Consider the following 17,249-nt stretch of genomic DNA (forward strand, 5'->3'; position numbering starts at 1 on the left):
TTTTCGATAACTTGAACAGGATAATTACCAGTTGCTGTTTCGCCCGAAAGCATCACCGCATCTGCGCCATCCATAACCGAGTTCGCAACATCATTCACTTCGGCACGTGTTGGTGTCAAGCTTGAAATCATAGTTTCCATCATTTGAGTGGCAACAATTACTGGAATACGTGCTGTTTTAGCTCTACGGATTAATTCTTTTTGTACTAATGGCACTTCGTGAGCAGGAAGTTCAACTCCTAAATCGCCACGAGCAACCATCAAAGCATCACAATAGGCCACAATTTTATCAATATTTTCTAATGCTTCTGGCATTTCAATTTTAGCAACAATAGGAATTTTATGAGCAGAATGTTTTGCGATTAATTCCTGTAAATCTTGTAAATCTCTTGGAGTTTTTACAAATGAGAGTGCTATCCAATCAACTTCTTGACTGATAGCAAAAATAGCGTCGGCAATATCTTTCTCGGTCATTGCAGGAAGCGATATTTTTGTATTAGGAAGATTTACTCCTTTTTTAGATTTTAATTCTCCACCTTGAATTACTCGTGCAATAACTTCGGTTTTTTTGTCGGTTTCAACAATTTCGAAAATAAGTTTTCCATCATCAAGTAAGATACGTTCTCCAGGATTTACATCATTAGGAAAGTTTTGGTATTTCATGAAAACTTTTTGAGCAGTTCCAAGAATGTCTTCTGCAGTAGTAAAAGTGATCAAATCACCATCATTTACAATTACTCCTTCTTCCATTACACCAACGCGAAGTTTTGGGCCTTGTAAATCACCTAAAATTGCTGTTGTATAGCCAAACTCTTCGTTTAATCCTCGTATAATATTAATTTTTTCTTTAACATCTTCGTAATCAGCATGAGAAAAATTTACTCTAAACACATTTACTCCTGCGTCTATCATTGCTTTTATGATTTCTCTTGTGCTACATGCAGGTCCAAGTGTGGCTACAATTTTGGTTTTTTTGTTTGTGGACATTGGTATTAAAAAATTAAATTGTTTTTTGATTTGATTTGATTTGTATTAACTCTATACACTGTTGATACGTTTTCAATTGTGTTTAAAAGAAGCTGTGTTTTTAAAACATTTTCTGGAGCTTCAGCATTATCTATTTTTAAAAAAAAATCTACTTTTCTGAATTCTGGAAGCAAATAGACTCTTGTTGCTATTTCCATTGTGGTATTAGAAAATAAATTTTGAGTGTTTATTTTTTTTTGTTGAACAACCTCGTTTTTATTCTGAATTAAATCCCAGGAAGTTGTTTTTTCTTTATCAAAATAATGAAATCTTGAAAATGTTGTTTCTCCTTCTTTTATATTAATTTGAATTTCATTTTTATTTTTGCATAAAATTATGGGTAGCTTTTCATTGATAAAATAAGCTAATCTATAATCTTCTAAAGAAGTATGGATCGCAATAAGACAATAATCTATCTCGTCAAATTCGCCTATTTCTAATTTGTGAATAGCCATTTCTAAAAAAAATAAGATGTAAATATAGTATTTCTATTGAAGTAATTGCATCTTTAACAAGGGTTGTTTTAGCTAATTACAAACGAAAACGTTATAGTATTACTTTAATTGATTATTATTTTTTATCAATTTTTGTTTGAAATGCAAAATAAGCTCTTTGTGAAGCTTTTTCTTCTGCTTTCTTTTTTGAAGTTGCTCGTGCTTTTGCAATAACTTTATCGTCGATGCTTAATTTAACTCCAAAAAAACGTTGACCATCAAGACCGTTATCATCAAAAATATCATAGTGAAAATGCCTTTTTTCCTTTTGACACCACTCGATGAGTAAACTTTTATAACTTATTACTTTTCCTTCTAGTCTTGCAATGTCAACATAGGGAATAACTACTCGTTTTTGAATAAATTTCACGCAATAATCATAACCTTTATCAAGATATATTGCACCAACCAGAGACTCAAAGATGTTGCCATGAATGTTTTCGCCAAAATGGTTTAATGGTACTTTGCTTTCAACAAATCGAATTAAATTTAAATCTTTTCCCAGTTCGTTCAAGTGTTCTCTGCTTACTATTTTTGAACGCATTTTGGTAAGGTAACCTTCATCTCCTGCGGGTGCTTTATTAAACAAATGTCCAGCGATTACAGCACTTAACATGGCATCTCCCAGAAATTCTAATCGCTCGTAATTTATGGCATTCCCTTTTGAGTCTATCTTGTTCGAAGAACGATGGGTAAAAGCTTTTTTATAATAATTTAAATTATTTGGCGCAAAACCCAGAATTTCTTGAATAGCATCAAAAAAAATCCCGTCTTCTGGAGAACGGGATTTTGAAAATATTTTTCTAATTATACTCATTAATTTATTTTAGTGAACTAATTTTTTTACTAATACACAAGCATTATGACCACCAAAACCAAATGTATTGCTCATTACGACGTTCATTTCTCGTTTTTGGGCTACATTAAAAGTAAAGTTTAATTTTGAATCAATACTTTCGTCGTTTGTTAAATGGTTTATAGTTGGAGGAACAATACCATGTTGCATCGAAAGAATAGAGGATATCGTTTCTATTGCTCCAGCAGCACCAAGTAAATGACCTGTCATTGATTTTGTAGAATTCAAATTCATCGAGTAAGCATGGTCTCCAAAAACATGTTCTATCGCTTTAGACTCTGCTAAATCTCCCAGCGGAGTTGATGTTCCGTGCATATTTACACCATCAACATCTGTAGGTTTTAAACCTGCATCTCTCAAACAATTTAACATTACGTTTTTTGCGCCTAATCCTTCTGGATGTGGAGCTGTAATATGATAGGCATCGGCAGACATTCCTCCACCGCCAATTTCGCAGTAAATTTTTGCGCCGCGAGCGATTGCATGTTCGTATTCTTCAAGAATTAAAGCTCCTGCACCTTCACCAAGAACAAAGCCGTCACGGTCTTTATCCATTGGTCTTGAAGCAGTTTTAGGATCGTCATTTCTGGTAGAAAGTGCATGCATAGCATTAAATCCGCCCATTCCAGCAATTGTTACAGCAGCTTCAGAACCGCCGGTTACCATTATATCAGCATGACCTAATCGGATATAATTAAAAGCATCTATAATTGCATTTGTTGATGATGCACAAGCAGAAACGGTTCCAAAATTAGGACCTCTAAATCCATATTTGATAGAAATATGCCCACAAGCAATATCTCCAATCATTTTTGGAATAAAAAACGGGTTAAATCGTGGTGTTCCATCACCAGCTGCAAAATTTAACACTTCAATTTGAAAAGTTTCTAATCCACCTATTCCCGATCCCCAAATTACTCCTGCACGATCTTTGTCAATTTTTTCTAGATCAAAATTAGCATCACGAACCGCTTCATCAGTTGAAACAACAGCATATTGTGCGTATCGATCCATTTTTCTGGCTTCTTTTCTATCAATGAAATTTTCAACATTAAAATTTTTCAATTCGCAAGCAAACTGTGTTTTGAATTTTGAAGCATCAAAATAAGTTATTGGAGCTGCTCCACTAACACCATTAATAAGACCATTCCAATATTCTTGAATAGTATTTCCAATAGGGGTAAGTGCGCCTAAACCTGTTACTACAACTCGCCTTAATTCCATAATATAGTATAATTAGTATTTTTTAAAAAACAAAACCCATGCTTCCTTGCTTTATAAAATTACAAAAGAGTCATGGGGATTAAATTTTAAATATCAATTTGATTGCAATACAATCCTGAATTTAATTTTTTTAAATAATAAAAACACCCGAGTATTGTTTAATACACGGGTGATTTATTTATTATTTTTTAGCTTCTTCGATGTATGAAATCGCTTGGCCAACTGTAGCAATATTTTCGGCTTGATCGTCTGGAATTTGAATGTCAAATTCTTTTTCGAACTCCATAATAAGCTCTACAGTGTCTAATGAATCTGCTCCTAAATCATTAGTGAAGCTAGCTTCTGTTACAACTTCGTTTTCGTCAACACCTAATTTGTCTACGATAATCGCTTTTACTCTTGATGCAATGTCTGACATAATCTTTAATTTTAGAATTTAATTTGTTGGCAAAAATAAAGAACTTTATTTTAAAACAACTATTTAGTTAATAAATGTGAGTACTAAATTATAAAATATTTTTAATAAAGAAGTAAAATGTTATTTAATATCACTTTTTATTCTTTTTTTTGCTTAAAATAAATAGGCTTGTAAATGAAAAAAATAGTGATTTTTGCTTCGGGATCTGGTACTAATGCTGAAAACATTATCAAGCATTTTATTTCTTTTGACGATATTAATGTTGTTGCGGTCTTTACAAATAATCCAATAGCAAAAGTTATAGATCGAGCTAAAAATTTTTTAGTACCAACAGAAATTTTTACCAAAGACGAATTATTTGAAAGTATAGTCTTGCAAAAAATAAAATCATATAACCCAGATTTGATTGTTCTCGCTGGTTTTTTGTTGAAATTCCCTAAAAATATCATTGAGCAATATCCCAATAAAATAATAAATATTCACCCTGCTTTGTTGCCTAAATACGGAGGAAAAGGAATGTATGGAATGAATGTTCACAGATCTGTAGTTGAAAATAAAGAGAATGAAACCGGAATTACCATTCATTTTGTCAACGAGAATTATGACGAAGGAAATATTATTTTTCAGAAAAAGGTAACGGTTTTGGTCACTGACACACCAGAGATTGTAGCAGAAAAAATACACGAGTTGGAACAAAAATATTTTCCAGCGATTGTTGAAGACGTTTTAAATCTTAAATAATGAGAAAATATTTGATTGTAATAGTAACTATTTTGTCTTTTTCTAAAGGATTTTCCCAAGATAGATTTGAAGTCAAAAGTATTGGATTTTCAATTAATGTTCCTGAAAATTGGATTCCAATGGAAAACGAAGCTATTCTGAAAAATTTGAATCAGTATGATTTTACAGAGAAGCAAATGGCAGAATTGTTAAAATCTAATAATTCAGCTGTAGATCTTGCTACCTACACTAAATATGATCCCAAAAAATACAGAGGAATAATACCAACCATAAAAATTAGAACTCATATTAATCAAACAAATAATATCAACGATTTTAAAGCAGTTATTGAAAAATCTACTGAAAACGTCAAAAAAGCATTAACAAATTTTAGGTTTATAAACCAACCGGTTATTACTGAAATAGCAAAACAGAAAGCGGTTCAGTTTTCAGCTCAATTTACACTTAAAAATGGAGGTATTGATTATGAAATAATTAGTAGCACCTATTACATTCCAAAAAAAGGATGTTTTATTTCATTGAATTTTATTGAAGAATTAGGAAAAGAAGATAACCAATTGTTATTTGAAGAATTAATCAAAAGCTTACAATTGACTAATTAATTTAATTTGGAAAACGACGTACATATTTATACAGATGGTGCGGCCAAGGGGAACCCCGGTCGTGGTGGCTATGGAGTTGTGATGGAATTAGTGGGAACGCCTCATAAAAAAGAATTCTACGAAGGATTTCGTCACACAACTAATAACAGAATGGAATTGTTAGCCGTAATTATTGGTCTCGAAAAGCTGAAAAACCCTAATATGAAGGTTTTAATCATTTCAGATTCTAAATATGTAGTAGATTCTGTTTTGAAAAAATGGGTTTTTGGCTGGGAGAAAAAAGGATTTGTAGGCAAGAAAAACCCCGATTTATGGAAACGTTTCCTGGTAGTTTACAGAAAGCACCAAGTTGATTTCAAATGGATAAAAGGGCACAACAATCATCCTCAAAATGAGCGTTGCGATGAATTGGCGGTTTTTGCTGCTAGTCAAAAAACGCTTTCCGTAGATGTTTTTTATGAGAAGGAAGACGTGAAGTTGTTGTAGCGTTGAATTTATTTGTAATTTTGTTTAAATTCCTGATTATGATAGAGCAAACTTTAACTCCTAAGGACAATATTGTGAATCTTACTTTTGAGATTCCAAAAAATCTTGTGGGCAAACCTTTAAAAGTTTTTATTGATTTCGAAAAAGACGACAATGAGCAAGAAATGTCTCCAGAAGAATTTTTGCAATGGATTGACGATGCCGAAAAATCGCCAACAATGTCTTTAGAAACTTGTAATGAAAAATGGGAGAAAAAAAGACAAGAGATTTTGAGTCGTATTCGTTAATTGTTTCTAACAATTACTATTCAAATTTACAAGAAATTATTGATTATATTCAATTTGTAAAACTTCAACCACTCAATGCAGTGAAAGTCGGTGATGGAATTCAAGATACTATGAACAAAATAATCTTGAATCCAACCATTTACGCCGAATGCGAAAATATCCCGACAAAATCGAAAATTTATCGTGAAGCAGTTTACAAAACTTGGCAAATTGTCTTTAAATTAAAAGACAATAATGTTACGGTTTTAGGTGTTTTGAGTGGAAAAAGAAAGCCTTCTAGATATAGAAAAATCAAGTGATTAGAATCTCAAAGATCTTTCTATGGACGTTTTCTACGAGAAGGATGACTAGAATTTAATTTATAAAACACAATGAATCATAGAAAATTTATAACTACTGGCAAAAACATACCCAAAACAACTGCACCTATAAGCCAAGCAGTTGTAGCTGGTAATTATTGCCATATTAGTGGTCAACTGGCCATTGATGAAAACGGAAATTTTGTAGATGGTACAATAGAAGTTCAAACAAAAATGGCTTTTGACAACCTTTTTGCCGTTTTGAGCGAAGCTGGATTTGAACAGGATGAAATTGTATTTATCGATATTGCTTTTATAAATTTAAGAGATTTAGAATTTGTGAATCCCTATTTTGATGCTTTATTCGAATCAGGTCGAAAGCCAGCACGAACCATTTATCAAGCCGCAGCACTTCCGGCAGGCGCAAAAATAAAAGTTTTGGCAATTGCAATAAAAACATAACAATCTACCCAAAAAACATCAAAACTTCTAACCTCAAACATTTTTAAACTTCAAACATATAAACTATCTTTGCCGCTTAATTCGAATCACAAATAATGAATAAATTATTGATTGTTGGAACAGTTGCTTTCGACGCTATTGAAACCCCTTTTGGCAAAACAGACAAAATTTTAGGCGGTGCAGGAACCTATATTGGACTTTCGGCTTCTAATTTTAACATTCAATCAGCTATTGTTTCAGTAGTTGGCGATGATTTTCCACAAGAATATTTAGACTTATTGACCGATAGAAACATTGATATTTCTGCAATTGAAATTGTAAAAGGAGGGAAAACATTTTTTTGGAGTGGGTTGTATCACAACGATTTGAATTCAAGAGACACACTGGCAACAGAATTGAATGTCTTGGCCGATTTTCAACCAAAGGTTCCGCAGAATTTTAAAAACGCTGATGTAGTAATGTTAGGAAATTTGCATCCATTAGTTCAAAATAGTGTTCTTGACCAAATGGAAACTAAACCAAAGTTAGTGGTACTTGACACTATGAATTTTTGGATGGATTGTGCCTTGCCGGAATTACTAGCAGTAATAAAACGCATAGATGTGATCACTATTAATGACGAAGAAGCAAGACAACTTTCAGGAGAATATTCATTAGTAAAAGCTGCGGCTAAAATACACAACATGGGACCAAAATATGTTGTAATAAAAAAAGGAGAGCACGGTGCGCTTTTGTTTCACAATAAAGAAGTATTCTTTGCTCCAGCTTTGCCACTCGAAGAAGTATTTGATCCAACTGGCGCAGGTGATACTTTTGCAGGCGGTTTTACTGGGTTTATTACTCAATCAGAAAATGTTTCATTCGAGAACATGAAAAGTGCTATCATTCATGGTTCAAATTTAGCTTCTTTTTGTGTAGAAAAATTTGGAACCGAAAGAATGCTTAACCTTGACAAACAAGAAGTGGTTGATAGGTTGAAACAATTTAAATCATTGACACAATTTGATATAGAATTAGAATAAAGTATGCCTCGAAATTTCGGGGCATTTTTTATTAAGAATACCCGCAACTATTATTTTAAAATTTAAAGCTGCTAAATAAATAATTAACTACAAATTACAACAACACAATGAGCGATGCAATTAAACACGAATGTGGAATTGCCCTTTTGCGATTAAAGAAACCGTTAGAATTTTATAAAGAAAAATACGGAACTGCTTTCTACGGGATACAAAAAATGTATCTTCTTATGGAAAAACAGCACAATCGTGGTCAAGATGGAGCAGGTTTTGCAAGTATAAAATTAGATGTGGATCCAGGAGAGCGATACATTAGCCGAGTTCGGTCGAATGATGCACAACCCATTCAACATGTATTTGCTCAAATCAATGAAAGAATTAACGAAGAAATGGCTTCGCATCCAGAATATGCGGATGATGTACATCTTCAAAAAAAGAACATACCCTATCTAGGCGAACTGTTTTTAGGGCATGTTCGTTACGGAACTTTTGGAAAAAATAGTATCGAAAGTGTTCACCCTTTTTTACGACAGAATAATTGGATGCACAGAAATCTTATTCTTGCAGGAAATTTCAACATGACCAATGTTGCAGCACTTTTTCAAAGTTTAGTAGAACTAGGACAACACCCAAAAGAAATGACCGATACCGTTACGGTAATGGAAAAGATTGGTCATTTTTTAGACAAGGCAGTTATTGATTTATATCAAGATTGTAAAAATGAAGGCTTGACAAAACAAGAAGCTTCTCCGGTAATTGCAGAAAGATTAGATATTGCTGCAATTTTGACAAGAGCATCAAAAAATTTAGACGGTGGATACGCAATGGCAGGACTTTTAGGGCATGGTGACGCTTTTGTATATAGAGATCCAGCTGGAATTCGACCAGCCTATTTTTATGAAGACGACGAAATTGTAGTCGTAGCATCTGAACGTCCTGTAATACAAACAGTTTTTAATATAGATTTCGAAAAAGTTCAAGAACTTCAGCCTGGAAATGCCTTAATAATTAAGAAAAACGGAACGGTTACCCAACAAGAAATCCTTCCTCCAACGGTTAAAAAAGCATGCTCATTCGAAAGAATTTATTTCTCCAGAGGAAGTGATGCCGAAATATACCAAGAAAGAAAAAATTTAGGAAAATTAATTCTTCCTGCCGTATTAGAAGCCATTGATAATGATACTGACAACACGGTTTTCTCTTATATTCCAAATACCGCCGAAACTTCCTTTTACGGAATGGTTGAAGCAGCACAAGATTTTTTGAATCAAAGGAAAAATAATTATATCCTCGAGAATCGAAAAAAATTAACCAAAGAAAAACTCGAGGAAATACTATCCGTTAAAATCAGAACCGAAAAAGTGGCCATTAAAGATGCCAAACTTCGAACTTTTATCACCGAAGATAGCAGCCGAGACGATCTAGTAGCACACGTTTATGATGTTACTTACGGTGTAATCAAACCAACAGACAATTTGGTAATCATAGACGACAGCATCGTTCGTGGAACAACGCTTAAAATGAGTATCATTAAAATGATGGATCGTTTAAAGCCTAAAAGTATTGTTGTAGTTTCATCGGCTCCACAAATACGCTATCCAGATTGTTATGGTATAGACATGGCAAAACTAGAAGGATTAGTGGCTTTTCGCGCCGCGTTAGAACTGCTAAAAGAAAGAGATTTATACCACCTTGTTGATGATGTTTATGCAAAATGCAAAATACAAGAAAATTTAAACGATAGCGAGGTAATTAACCATGTTACTGAAATTTATGCACCATTCGAACCACAAGAAATTTCAGATAAAATAGCACAAATACTTAAATCACCTGAAATAAATGCTCAGGTTAAAATTATTTTCCAAACTGTAGAGGCATTACACATTGCCTGTCCTAAAAATCTAGGAGATTGGTACTTTACTGGGGATTATCCAACTCCAGGTGGAAATAGAGTTGTAAACCGAGCGTTTATGAATTTTTATGAAGGAAAAAACACTAGAGCATACTGATATTAAACTAAATAGAGTAATTAATCGATTTTATAGGTTGTTCATCTAATAAATTTGGTTTTAATTAACAACTAACATAAATTTGATTTACCATAACATTAGTAGGTTAAGTTTATGGTAGATTTGGGGCAAAAAGGGTGAAAGAAATTTCACCTTTTTTATTTTACACTAATCAAAGAATCTTATAATAGGTAGTTGTACACTTATTTGACCGTCATTCCAATTTATTTCCACAAAAATTCCATAAAAAACAGTAATGTTGTTAATTTTGTAATACCGTAATTTAGTAGATTAAGTTTATGGTAGATTTGGGGCAAAAAAGGTGAAAGCAATTTCACCTTTTTTAATGGAATAAAGTCAAAAAAGAGTGTGATGAATATAGAGAATAGAAAAAAGAAATGAATACATAAAAAAAATAGACGAACAACTTTTAAGTCATTCATCTATTATCTATATTCTTGTGTCTATTTCTTAAACTATTTCTCTAAAGCATATCTTCTAGAAACTTCAACCCAATTAATTACACTAAAGAAAGCTTCAATATAATCGGGTCTTCTGTTTTGATAATTTAAATAATAAGCATGTTCCCAAACATCCATTCCTAGAATAGGAGTTCCGCCGCAGCCAACACCAGGCATCAAGGTATTGTCTTGATTTGGAGTTCCACAAACTTCTAATTTACCCTCTTTTATACACAACCAAGCCCATCCTGAACCAAATTGTGTTGCCCCAGCTTTGGCAAACTTTGCTTTAAATTCTTCAAAAGTTCCAAAAGCACTTTCAATTGCCTCAAGTAAATCTCCACTAGGAAGTCCGCCACCATCAGGTGACATCACGCTCCAAAACAAATTATGATTAAAAAAACCTCCACCGTTATTACGAACAGCGGCATTAGTTTTATCAAGATTTATCAAAATATTTTCAATAGTTTTCCCTTCCATATCTGTACCAGCAATCGCGGCATTCAAATTAGTGGTATATGCATTATGATGTTTTGAATGATGAATTTCCATCGTGCGTGCATCAATATGAGGTTCTAATGCGTCATACGCATAAGGTAATTGTGGTAATTCAAAAGCCATAACATTTCGGTTTTAAAGATTAAAAAATATAAAAATCAAATTTAAACAATTAACTTTGGAATTGAAAATTCTATTTCATTATAATTTCATCAAATAAATTGATAGTCTGTTTTTTTGGAGCTATTTCCTGCTATACGCTACATCTTTCCTGCCGAACACCGGCAGAAAAGGTAATTGTGAGAACAATTCGACTATCAGGGCTAGGGCATTTGTTTAGAAAATAAATATGAAATGCTTCGCCAGTTCGCTATCGCTCGGGTCAAAAACCGTTAATCAAAAATCTAAAATCGAAATGCAACGACCATCATTCTCCCTATACGACGCATCAGCAGGTTCCGGAAAAACGTATGCATTGGTCAAAGAATACCTAAAAATTATTCTTGTTGCTCCTAAAAACGATGCCTATCGCAACATTCTCGCCATAACATTTACCAACAAAGCGGTTCACGAAATGAAATCCCGAATTGTAGGCAGTTTATCCGAGTTTGCCAAAGACGAACCTAGCGGAAAAGCACTCGATTTAATGCAGCATTTGGCGTTAGAAACCCAGCTTTCCATCATTCAAATTAAAACTAAATCACAGCAAATCATAAAGCATATTATTCATAATTATGCTGCTTTTGATATTTCGACAATTGATAAATTCACGCACAAAGTCATTCGTGCCTTTGCCCACGATTTGGGTTTGCCCATGACTTTTGAAGTCACACTTGATACCGAAAATTTGCTCATCGAAGCGGTAGATGCAATAATAGCGCAAGCGGGCGAAGACGAAACGTTGACCAAATTGCTCATTGATTTCACGATGGAAAAAACCGATGACGATAAATCTTGGGATATATCTCGTGAAATTCTCGAAACGGGTCGTTTAGTACTCAATGAAAACAATCGAAATGAAATCACCCATTTTCAAGACAAAACCATCACCGAATTTGTCGAAATAAAAAGCAAACTAGCTCAAGCTTGCAAAGTTTTGGATTCAGAAAATGCCCAATTAGCGGAAAGTGCGTTGCTGTTAATTGAAAAAAATGGAATTGATTTAAAATCCTTTTCCAGAGGAACTTTTCCAAATCATCTTCAAAGTATTGCGGATGGGAAATTCAATCCAAAAAATAAAATGTTTCGAGAATTTGAGGATATTACCATCAATAAAACCGCCAAAGACAAAGCGATTATCGAGAACATAATTCCAGAATTAATACAAATTTTAGAAACGGTTTACAAAAATTTTGAAAAGCGAGATTTCTACAAAGCGTTTTTAAAAAACATCACACCTTTATCATTGTTAAATACCGTAAGTAAAGAATTATCTAAAATTCAGGAAGAGCAAAACGTGCTTTCTATAGCAGAATTCAACTCCATTATTCATCGTGAAATTCAAAACCAACCCGCGCCTTTTATTTATGAACGATTAGGCGAACGGTATCGTCATTTTTTCATCGATGAATTTCAGGACACTTCAGAAATGCAATGGCAAAACCTCATTCCGCTGATTGACAATGCCACTTCGAGCGAAATTGATGGCGAAAAAGGAACTTTGATGATTGTGGGCGATCCAAAACAATCCATTTACCGTTGGCGAGGCGGAAAAGCGGAGCAATTTATCGAATTGAGTAAATCATACAATCCGTTTAATAATCCAGAAAAAAAATTATTTCATTTAGATAAAAATTTTAGAAGTTATTCTCAAATAATCAATTTCAACAACGACTTTTTTCAATTGTTGTCCAATGAATTTGAGCACGAAGATTACAAAGATTTATATAAAAACCACAGCCATCAAAAAAGCAATGATAAAACGGGTGGTTATGTAAATATTTTTTTTCTTCCAAAAATAGAGGAAAGCGAAGATGATGACGAAGCATTGGACAAAAACGATTTGTATGTTTTGGCTACTTTAAACACAATTCAAAAAGTACAAAAACTAGGATTTGAGTACAAAGACATTGTTATTCTTACCCGAAAACGCAGTCAAGGAATTGCTATTGCGAATTATTTGACGGAGCAAAACATTCCACTTTTGTCATCGGAAACCTTAATGATTCAAAATGCGACGGAAGTTCGATTGATAATTCATTTATTAAAATATCTAAAAAACAGCACGGATTTAGAGTCAAAAGCCTATTTCTTAGAATATTTTGCTCAAAACAGCCAAAACAAACTACCAATTCACGATTTTATCGCGCATGGAATGAGTTTTACAATTGAAATTGATTTCGAAAACTGGCTCAAAAGTTTTGATGTGAATCTGTCTTTTCAAAACATTCGAAAAAAATCATTGTATGAAGCTGTAGAAATTATAATTTCTAAATTTCTAAATCCTACAAAAAGTAATGCCTATGTTCAATATTTTCTGGATATTGTTTTGGATCGTGATATTCGCAACCAAGCAGGAATTTCGGATTTCTTGAATTATTGGAATAAAAATGCCGAAAAATTTAGTATTCCATCACCCGAAGGAACAAATGCAGTCCGGATTATGACCATTCATAAATCGAAAGGATTAGAATTTCCGGTAGTAATAATGCCTTTCGCCGAGGAAGATTACACTCGAAGTCCAAAGGACAAATTATGGATTAATGCAGACGAAAGCACTTTTGGTTTACCCAAAGTTTTAATAGACAACAGCAAAGCTGTAGAAGGTTATGGAGACGATGCAAAACGGGTTTACGATCAAAAATCACAGGAAGAATTACTAGATAATATCAATGTTTTGTACGTCGCTTTAACCCGAGCCGAAGAGCAATTGTATATTATTTCGCAAACTTTAAATCCAAGAAAAGACGGAGAATACCCGAGTAATATGGCTTCTTTTTTTATAAAACATCTTATAAATGAGCAGCAATTTGACGAAAATAAGTTGGAATATGAATTTGGAAATTCTACAAAAATTTCAATAAAAGAAAAGCACGTCGATACTTGCAAAACTATTCCGTTAGTTTCAGAAATTTTAGATCCAAAAAACATCAAAATTGCACAACGAGAATCCGTCATGTGGGGAACACACCAACAGGAAGCCATAGAATATGGCAATGTGGTTCATGAAATTTTATCTTTTGTAAAAACAAAGAGCGATGTTGATTTAGCCATTACAAAAGCCATTGAAAATGGATTGATTACTATGAATCAGAAAGATATTGTTCACAATACTATTGTAGAAATTGTAAATCATACGGAACTTTTAGCTTATTTTGAGGATGGTAACGAAATTATGAACGAGCAAACCATTATTCAAAAAGAAGGTTCTACAATTAAACCAGACCGAATGGTTTTGACAAAAAAGAAAGAAGTGTATTTATTGGATTACAAAACAGGAGTGCATCAATCTAAATATAAATTGCAATTAGATAATTATCAACAGGCAATAGAGAAAATGGGTTTCAAAGTCACAAAAAAAGCACTCATATATATAGGAGAGAAAATTGAAATTGTAAATTTGTAGCTATTTTTGATACGGAGTAATTAAAACCCTAATAACTCATAACTTTTTAACTCATAACTTTTTTTAGATGTACGGAAAAATACAACAACACTTGCAATCCGAACTTCAAACCATTGAAGACAACGGAATTTTCAAATCCGAAAGGATCATCACATCGCCACAAGGAGCAGAAATTACTGTAAATGGAGAAACGGTTTTGAATTTTTGTGCTAATAATTATTTGGGACTTTCATCACATCCCGATGTGGTTCAAGCAGCGAAAGACGCATTGGATTCGCATGGTTTTGGAATGTCATCGGTTCGATTTATTTGTGGTACACAAGACATTCATAAAACTTTAGAGAAAAAGATTTCAGCGTTTTACGGAACCGAAGATACAATTTTATACGCGGCAGCTTTTGATGCCAATGGAGGCGTTTTCGAACCATTATTAGGTGAATTGGACTGCATTATTTCGGATAGTTTGAACCATGCTTCTATAATTGATGGTGTTCGATTGTGTAAAGCAGCACGTTATCGTTATGAAAATTCCAATATGGAAGATTTAGAAAAACAATTAATTGAAGCTACTCAAAAAGGGACACGTTTCAAACTTATTGTCACCGACGGTGTTTTCTCTATGGACGGCGTTGTTGCTCCATTAGATAAAATATGCGATTTAGCTGATAAATATGACGCAATGGTTATGGTTGACGAATGTCATGCTGCTGGTTTCATTGGGGCAACTGGAAAAGGAACACTCGAAGCAAAAGGCGTAATGGGAAGAGTAGATATTATTACAGGAACTTTAGGCAAAGCACTTGGCGGTGCAATGGGCGGTTATACTACAGCCAAAAAAGAAATTATTGAATTGTTGCGTCAGCGTTCACGACCGTATTTATTTTCTAATTCATTAGCACCAGCTATTGTTGGAGCTTCCATTAAAGTTTTCGAATTATTAGAAAAGGACACTTCATTAAGAGATAAACTGGAGTGGAACACAAGTTATTTTAAGGACGGTATGAAATCAGCTGGTTTTGAGATAGTTCAGGGAGATTCAGCAATCGTTCCCGTAATGCTTTATGACGCTAAGTTAGCACAAAAAATGGCATCCGAATTATTGAAAAAGGGTATTTATGTAATAGGATTCTTTTTTCCAGTTGTGCCTAAAGACAAAGCAAGAATTAGAGTACAATTGTCTGCAGCTCATACAAAAGAACATTTAGACATTGCAATTCTAGCATTTACTACAGTTGGGAAGGAGTTAAAAGTGATTTAAATGCTGTTTTAATGCTGTTTATGACATTTTTTTTAGAATTTTATTTTGTAGTTAAATAATTACACCCTATTTTTGTCCAAAATTAACTAAATTGTAATTAAACAAATTTAAGTATGAAACATCTTAACAAATTTTTAGTTGCTGTATTGGTAGTAATGAGTTTAAGCTCAAACGCACAAGACGGCAATAATCCATGGGCGATCTCTTTTGGAGTAAACGCAGTTGATACCAGAGTAAGTGCAGGTATTAGAAGTGGGAATATTAACGATAAATTTTCCAACTATTTCGCTGTAAAAGAGAATTGGAATATACTTCCATCAGTATCTTACATTAGTGTTTCAAAATATGTTGGAGATAACTTTTCTTTTGGAATTTCAGGGTCAGTAAACAAAATCAGCAAATTTGTTGATTGGGCTGGACCAGGATATAATGACATGAAAGTTTATAATCCAGGAGATTTGATGTACTATGGTGTTGACGGTAGCTTGAGATATAGCTTAAAAAGTCTTATAAAATCTAAAGTTTTAGAGCCTTCATTAAAAATAGGTGGTGGTTATACATTTTTTGGAGATAGTAGTTTTGGAACTTTAAATGGTGGAGCTGGTTTAACGATATGGTTAAGCGAGACTGTTGGTTTGAATGTTGAGTCAACTTACAAGAAATCATTTGGAGAAAGAACTGTTGGTACTACAACTGTTCCAGATGCTCCTTCACATTTTCAACACACTGCAGGTCTTATCTTCAAATTTGGAGGAAAAGATACAGATGGAGATGGAATTTATGACAAAGATGATGCATGTCCTGAAGTTGCAGGCCTAAAGCAATACAATGGTTGTCCTGATACTGACGGGGATGGAATTATTGACGGTAATGACGCTTGTCCAGATGTATTTGGTTTAGCTGCATTAAACGGATGTCCTGATACAGACGGAGATGGAATTGCAGACAAAGATGATGCATGTCCAGAAGTTGCTGGTTTAGCAGCTTTCAAAGGTTGTCCAGACACTGATGGAGATGGAGTTACAGATGCTTCGGATAAATGTCCTTCTGTAAAAGGACCAAAAGAAAATGCAGGTTGCCCTTGGCCAGATAGAGACGGAGATAGCGTTTTAGATAAAGACGATAGATGTCCAGATGTAAAAGGTACCGTTGCAAACAATGGATGTCCAGAAATTTCTCCTGAAAAAATAAATGAGTTAAATGCTTATGCTAAAACTATTTTATTTGACAGTGGTAAATCTTCATTCCAAGCACAAACTTTGCCAGTATTACAATCTATAACTGCAATTTTAAAAGAATTCCCAACTTCAAAATTTAGCATCGAAGGTCACACAGATAGTGATGGTAAAGATGCTGCTAACCAAACATTGTCTTTGGATAGATCTTCTGCAGTGGTGAATTACTTGGTTGAAAACGGTATTGACTCTAGTAGACTATCTTCAACTGGTTTTGGTGAGTCTAAACCAATTGATACTAATAAAACGAAAGCAGGAAAAGCTAATAATAGAAGAGTAGAAGTGAATTTAGTAAAATAATTTCCCTCCA

Annotated in this window: 17 protein-coding genes; 11 read left to right on the plus strand and 6 right to left on the minus strand. The window is 33.6% G+C overall.

Translation table 11 applies throughout. The features are described from left to right. The 5 genes from pyk to RMO53_RS07760 form a co-directional block, all read right to left on the minus strand. Nucleotides 1-986 (minus strand): pyruvate kinase (gene pyk / locus RMO53_RS07740; protein WP_310379408.1); only part of this gene is annotated, 986 nt, incomplete at its 3' end. A 5-nt stretch (nt 987-991) separates the two neighbouring features. After that, a complete protein-coding gene (locus tag RMO53_RS07745) occupies nt 992-1,480 on the minus strand; it encodes an IPExxxVDY family protein (protein ID WP_310379409.1) in 489 nt (162 codons plus the stop codon). 115 nt (nt 1,481-1,595) lie between these two features. Then, nucleotides 1,596-2,336: a ribonuclease III gene (gene rnc, locus RMO53_RS07750; RefSeq protein ID WP_310379410.1), complete on the minus strand. Its 741-nt coding sequence runs from the start codon at nt 2,334-2,336 to the stop codon at nt 1,596-1,598. A 9-nt stretch (nt 2,337-2,345) separates the two neighbouring features. Further along, nucleotides 2,346-3,599 (minus strand): beta-ketoacyl-ACP synthase II, encoded by a 1,254-nt coding sequence (gene fabF, locus RMO53_RS07755; RefSeq protein WP_310379411.1) that lies wholly within the window; start codon nt 3,597-3,599, stop codon nt 2,346-2,348. A 181-nt stretch (nt 3,600-3,780) separates the two neighbouring features. Continuing rightward, on the minus strand, nt 3,781-4,017 hold the full coding sequence (locus RMO53_RS07760; protein ID WP_007137004.1) for an acyl carrier protein: 237 nt from the start codon (nt 4,015-4,017) through the stop codon (nt 3,781-3,783). A gap of 174 nt (nt 4,018-4,191) precedes the next feature. On the opposite strand from RMO53_RS07760, the gene RMO53_RS07765 reads away from it, so the two are divergent. From RMO53_RS07765 to RMO53_RS07800, 8 genes are all read left to right on the plus strand, one after another. After that, nucleotides 4,192-4,758, plus strand: coding sequence for a phosphoribosylglycinamide formyltransferase (locus tag RMO53_RS07765; protein WP_310379412.1), 567 nt, complete (start codon nt 4,192-4,194; stop codon nt 4,756-4,758). Beyond that, nucleotides 4,758-5,360: a hypothetical protein gene (locus RMO53_RS07770; RefSeq protein WP_310379413.1), complete on the plus strand. Its 603-nt coding sequence runs from the start codon at nt 4,758-4,760 to the stop codon at nt 5,358-5,360. Before RMO53_RS07765 ends, RMO53_RS07770 begins: the two co-directional genes overlap by 1 nt. 6 nt (nt 5,361-5,366) lie before the next feature. Continuing rightward, nucleotides 5,367-5,846 carry a ribonuclease HI gene (gene rnhA, locus RMO53_RS07775; RefSeq protein ID WP_310379415.1) on the plus strand — a complete coding sequence of 160 codons (480 nt, stop codon included), beginning with the start codon at nt 5,367-5,369 and terminating at the stop codon, nt 5,844-5,846. Nucleotides 5,847-5,884: 38 nt separating this feature from the next. Beyond that, entirely contained in the window at nt 5,885-6,133 is a 249-nt protein-coding gene (locus RMO53_RS07780; RefSeq protein ID WP_310379417.1) for a hypothetical protein, read from the plus strand. Then, nucleotides 6,091-6,432, plus strand: a complete 342-nt coding sequence (locus RMO53_RS07785) for a type II toxin-antitoxin system RelE/ParE family toxin (protein WP_310379419.1) — start codon at nt 6,091-6,093, stop codon at nt 6,430-6,432. Before RMO53_RS07780 ends, RMO53_RS07785 begins: the two co-directional genes overlap by 43 nt. A 72-nt stretch (nt 6,433-6,504) precedes the next feature. After that, entirely contained in the window at nt 6,505-6,894 is a 390-nt protein-coding gene (locus tag RMO53_RS07790; RefSeq protein ID WP_310379421.1) for a RidA family protein, read from the plus strand. A 95-nt stretch (nt 6,895-6,989) separates the two neighbouring features. Continuing rightward, complete coding sequence (locus RMO53_RS07795) at nt 6,990-7,916, plus strand: PfkB family carbohydrate kinase (RefSeq protein WP_310379423.1); 927 nt, start codon at nt 6,990-6,992, stop codon at nt 7,914-7,916. A gap of 107 nt (nt 7,917-8,023) precedes the next feature. Further along, entirely contained in the window at nt 8,024-9,922 is a 1,899-nt protein-coding gene (locus RMO53_RS07800) for an amidophosphoribosyltransferase (RefSeq protein ID WP_310379425.1), read from the plus strand. A gap of 476 nt (nt 9,923-10,398) precedes the next feature. Here the strand turns inward: RMO53_RS07800 and RMO53_RS07805 are convergent, their stop codons facing one another. After that, the gene (locus RMO53_RS07805) at nt 10,399-11,004 is read right to left on the minus strand and encodes a superoxide dismutase (protein ID WP_310379428.1); all 606 of its coding nucleotides are present in this window, start codon (nt 11,002-11,004) and stop codon (nt 10,399-10,401) included. A gap of 292 nt (nt 11,005-11,296) precedes the next feature. On the opposite strand from RMO53_RS07805, the gene RMO53_RS07810 reads away from it, so the two are divergent. From RMO53_RS07810 to RMO53_RS07820, 3 genes are all read left to right on the plus strand, one after another. After that, the gene (locus RMO53_RS07810) at nt 11,297-14,446 is read left to right on the plus strand and encodes a UvrD-helicase domain-containing protein (RefSeq protein ID WP_310379625.1); all 3,150 of its coding nucleotides are present in this window, start codon (nt 11,297-11,299) and stop codon (nt 14,444-14,446) included. A gap of 67 nt (nt 14,447-14,513) precedes the next feature. Beyond that, a complete protein-coding gene (gene kbl / locus RMO53_RS07815; protein WP_310379430.1) occupies nt 14,514-15,704 on the plus strand; it encodes a glycine C-acetyltransferase in 1,191 nt (396 codons plus the stop codon). 113 nt (nt 15,705-15,817) lie between these two features. Further along, nucleotides 15,818-17,239: an OmpA family protein gene (locus RMO53_RS07820; protein WP_310379432.1), complete on the plus strand. Its 1,422-nt coding sequence runs from the start codon at nt 15,818-15,820 to the stop codon at nt 17,237-17,239. Nucleotides 17,240-17,249: the final 10 nt, after the last annotated feature.

Source organism: Flavobacterium sp., assembly GCF_031409475.1.
GTDB lineage: Bacteria > Bacteroidota > Bacteroidia > Flavobacteriales > Flavobacteriaceae > Flavobacterium.

Coding starts and splice junctions, on each gene's coding strand:
- RMO53_RS07745 (WP_310379409.1), bottom strand. CDS start 1,480: ATGGCTATTCACAAATTAGAAATAGGCGAATTTGACGAGATAGATTAT.
- rnc (WP_310379410.1), bottom strand. CDS start 2,336: ATGAGTATAATTAGAAAAATATTTTCAAAATCCCGTTCTCCAGAAGAC.
- fabF (WP_310379411.1), bottom strand. CDS start 3,599: ATGGAATTAAGGCGAGTTGTAGTAACAGGTTTAGGCGCACTTACCCCT.
- RMO53_RS07760 (WP_007137004.1), bottom strand. CDS start 4,017: ATGTCAGACATTGCATCAAGAGTAAAAGCGATTATCGTAGACAAATTA.
- RMO53_RS07765 (WP_310379412.1), top strand. CDS start 4,192: ATGAAAAAAATAGTGATTTTTGCTTCGGGATCTGGTACTAATGCTGAA.
- RMO53_RS07770 (WP_310379413.1), top strand. CDS start 4,758: ATGAGAAAATATTTGATTGTAATAGTAACTATTTTGTCTTTTTCTAAA.
- RMO53_RS07780 (WP_310379417.1), top strand. CDS start 5,885: ATGATAGAGCAAACTTTAACTCCTAAGGACAATATTGTGAATCTTACT.
- RMO53_RS07785 (WP_310379419.1), top strand. CDS start 6,091: ATGGGAGAAAAAAAGACAAGAGATTTTGAGTCGTATTCGTTAATTGTT.
- RMO53_RS07790 (WP_310379421.1), top strand. CDS start 6,505: ATGAATCATAGAAAATTTATAACTACTGGCAAAAACATACCCAAAACA.
- RMO53_RS07795 (WP_310379423.1), top strand. CDS start 6,990: ATGAATAAATTATTGATTGTTGGAACAGTTGCTTTCGACGCTATTGAA.
- RMO53_RS07800 (WP_310379425.1), top strand. CDS start 8,024: ATGAGCGATGCAATTAAACACGAATGTGGAATTGCCCTTTTGCGATTA.
- RMO53_RS07805 (WP_310379428.1), bottom strand. CDS start 11,004: ATGGCTTTTGAATTACCACAATTACCTTATGCGTATGACGCATTAGAA.
- RMO53_RS07810 (WP_310379625.1), top strand. CDS start 11,297: ATGCAACGACCATCATTCTCCCTATACGACGCATCAGCAGGTTCCGGA.
- kbl (WP_310379430.1), top strand. CDS start 14,514: ATGTACGGAAAAATACAACAACACTTGCAATCCGAACTTCAAACCATT.
- RMO53_RS07820 (WP_310379432.1), top strand. CDS start 15,818: ATGAAACATCTTAACAAATTTTTAGTTGCTGTATTGGTAGTAATGAGT.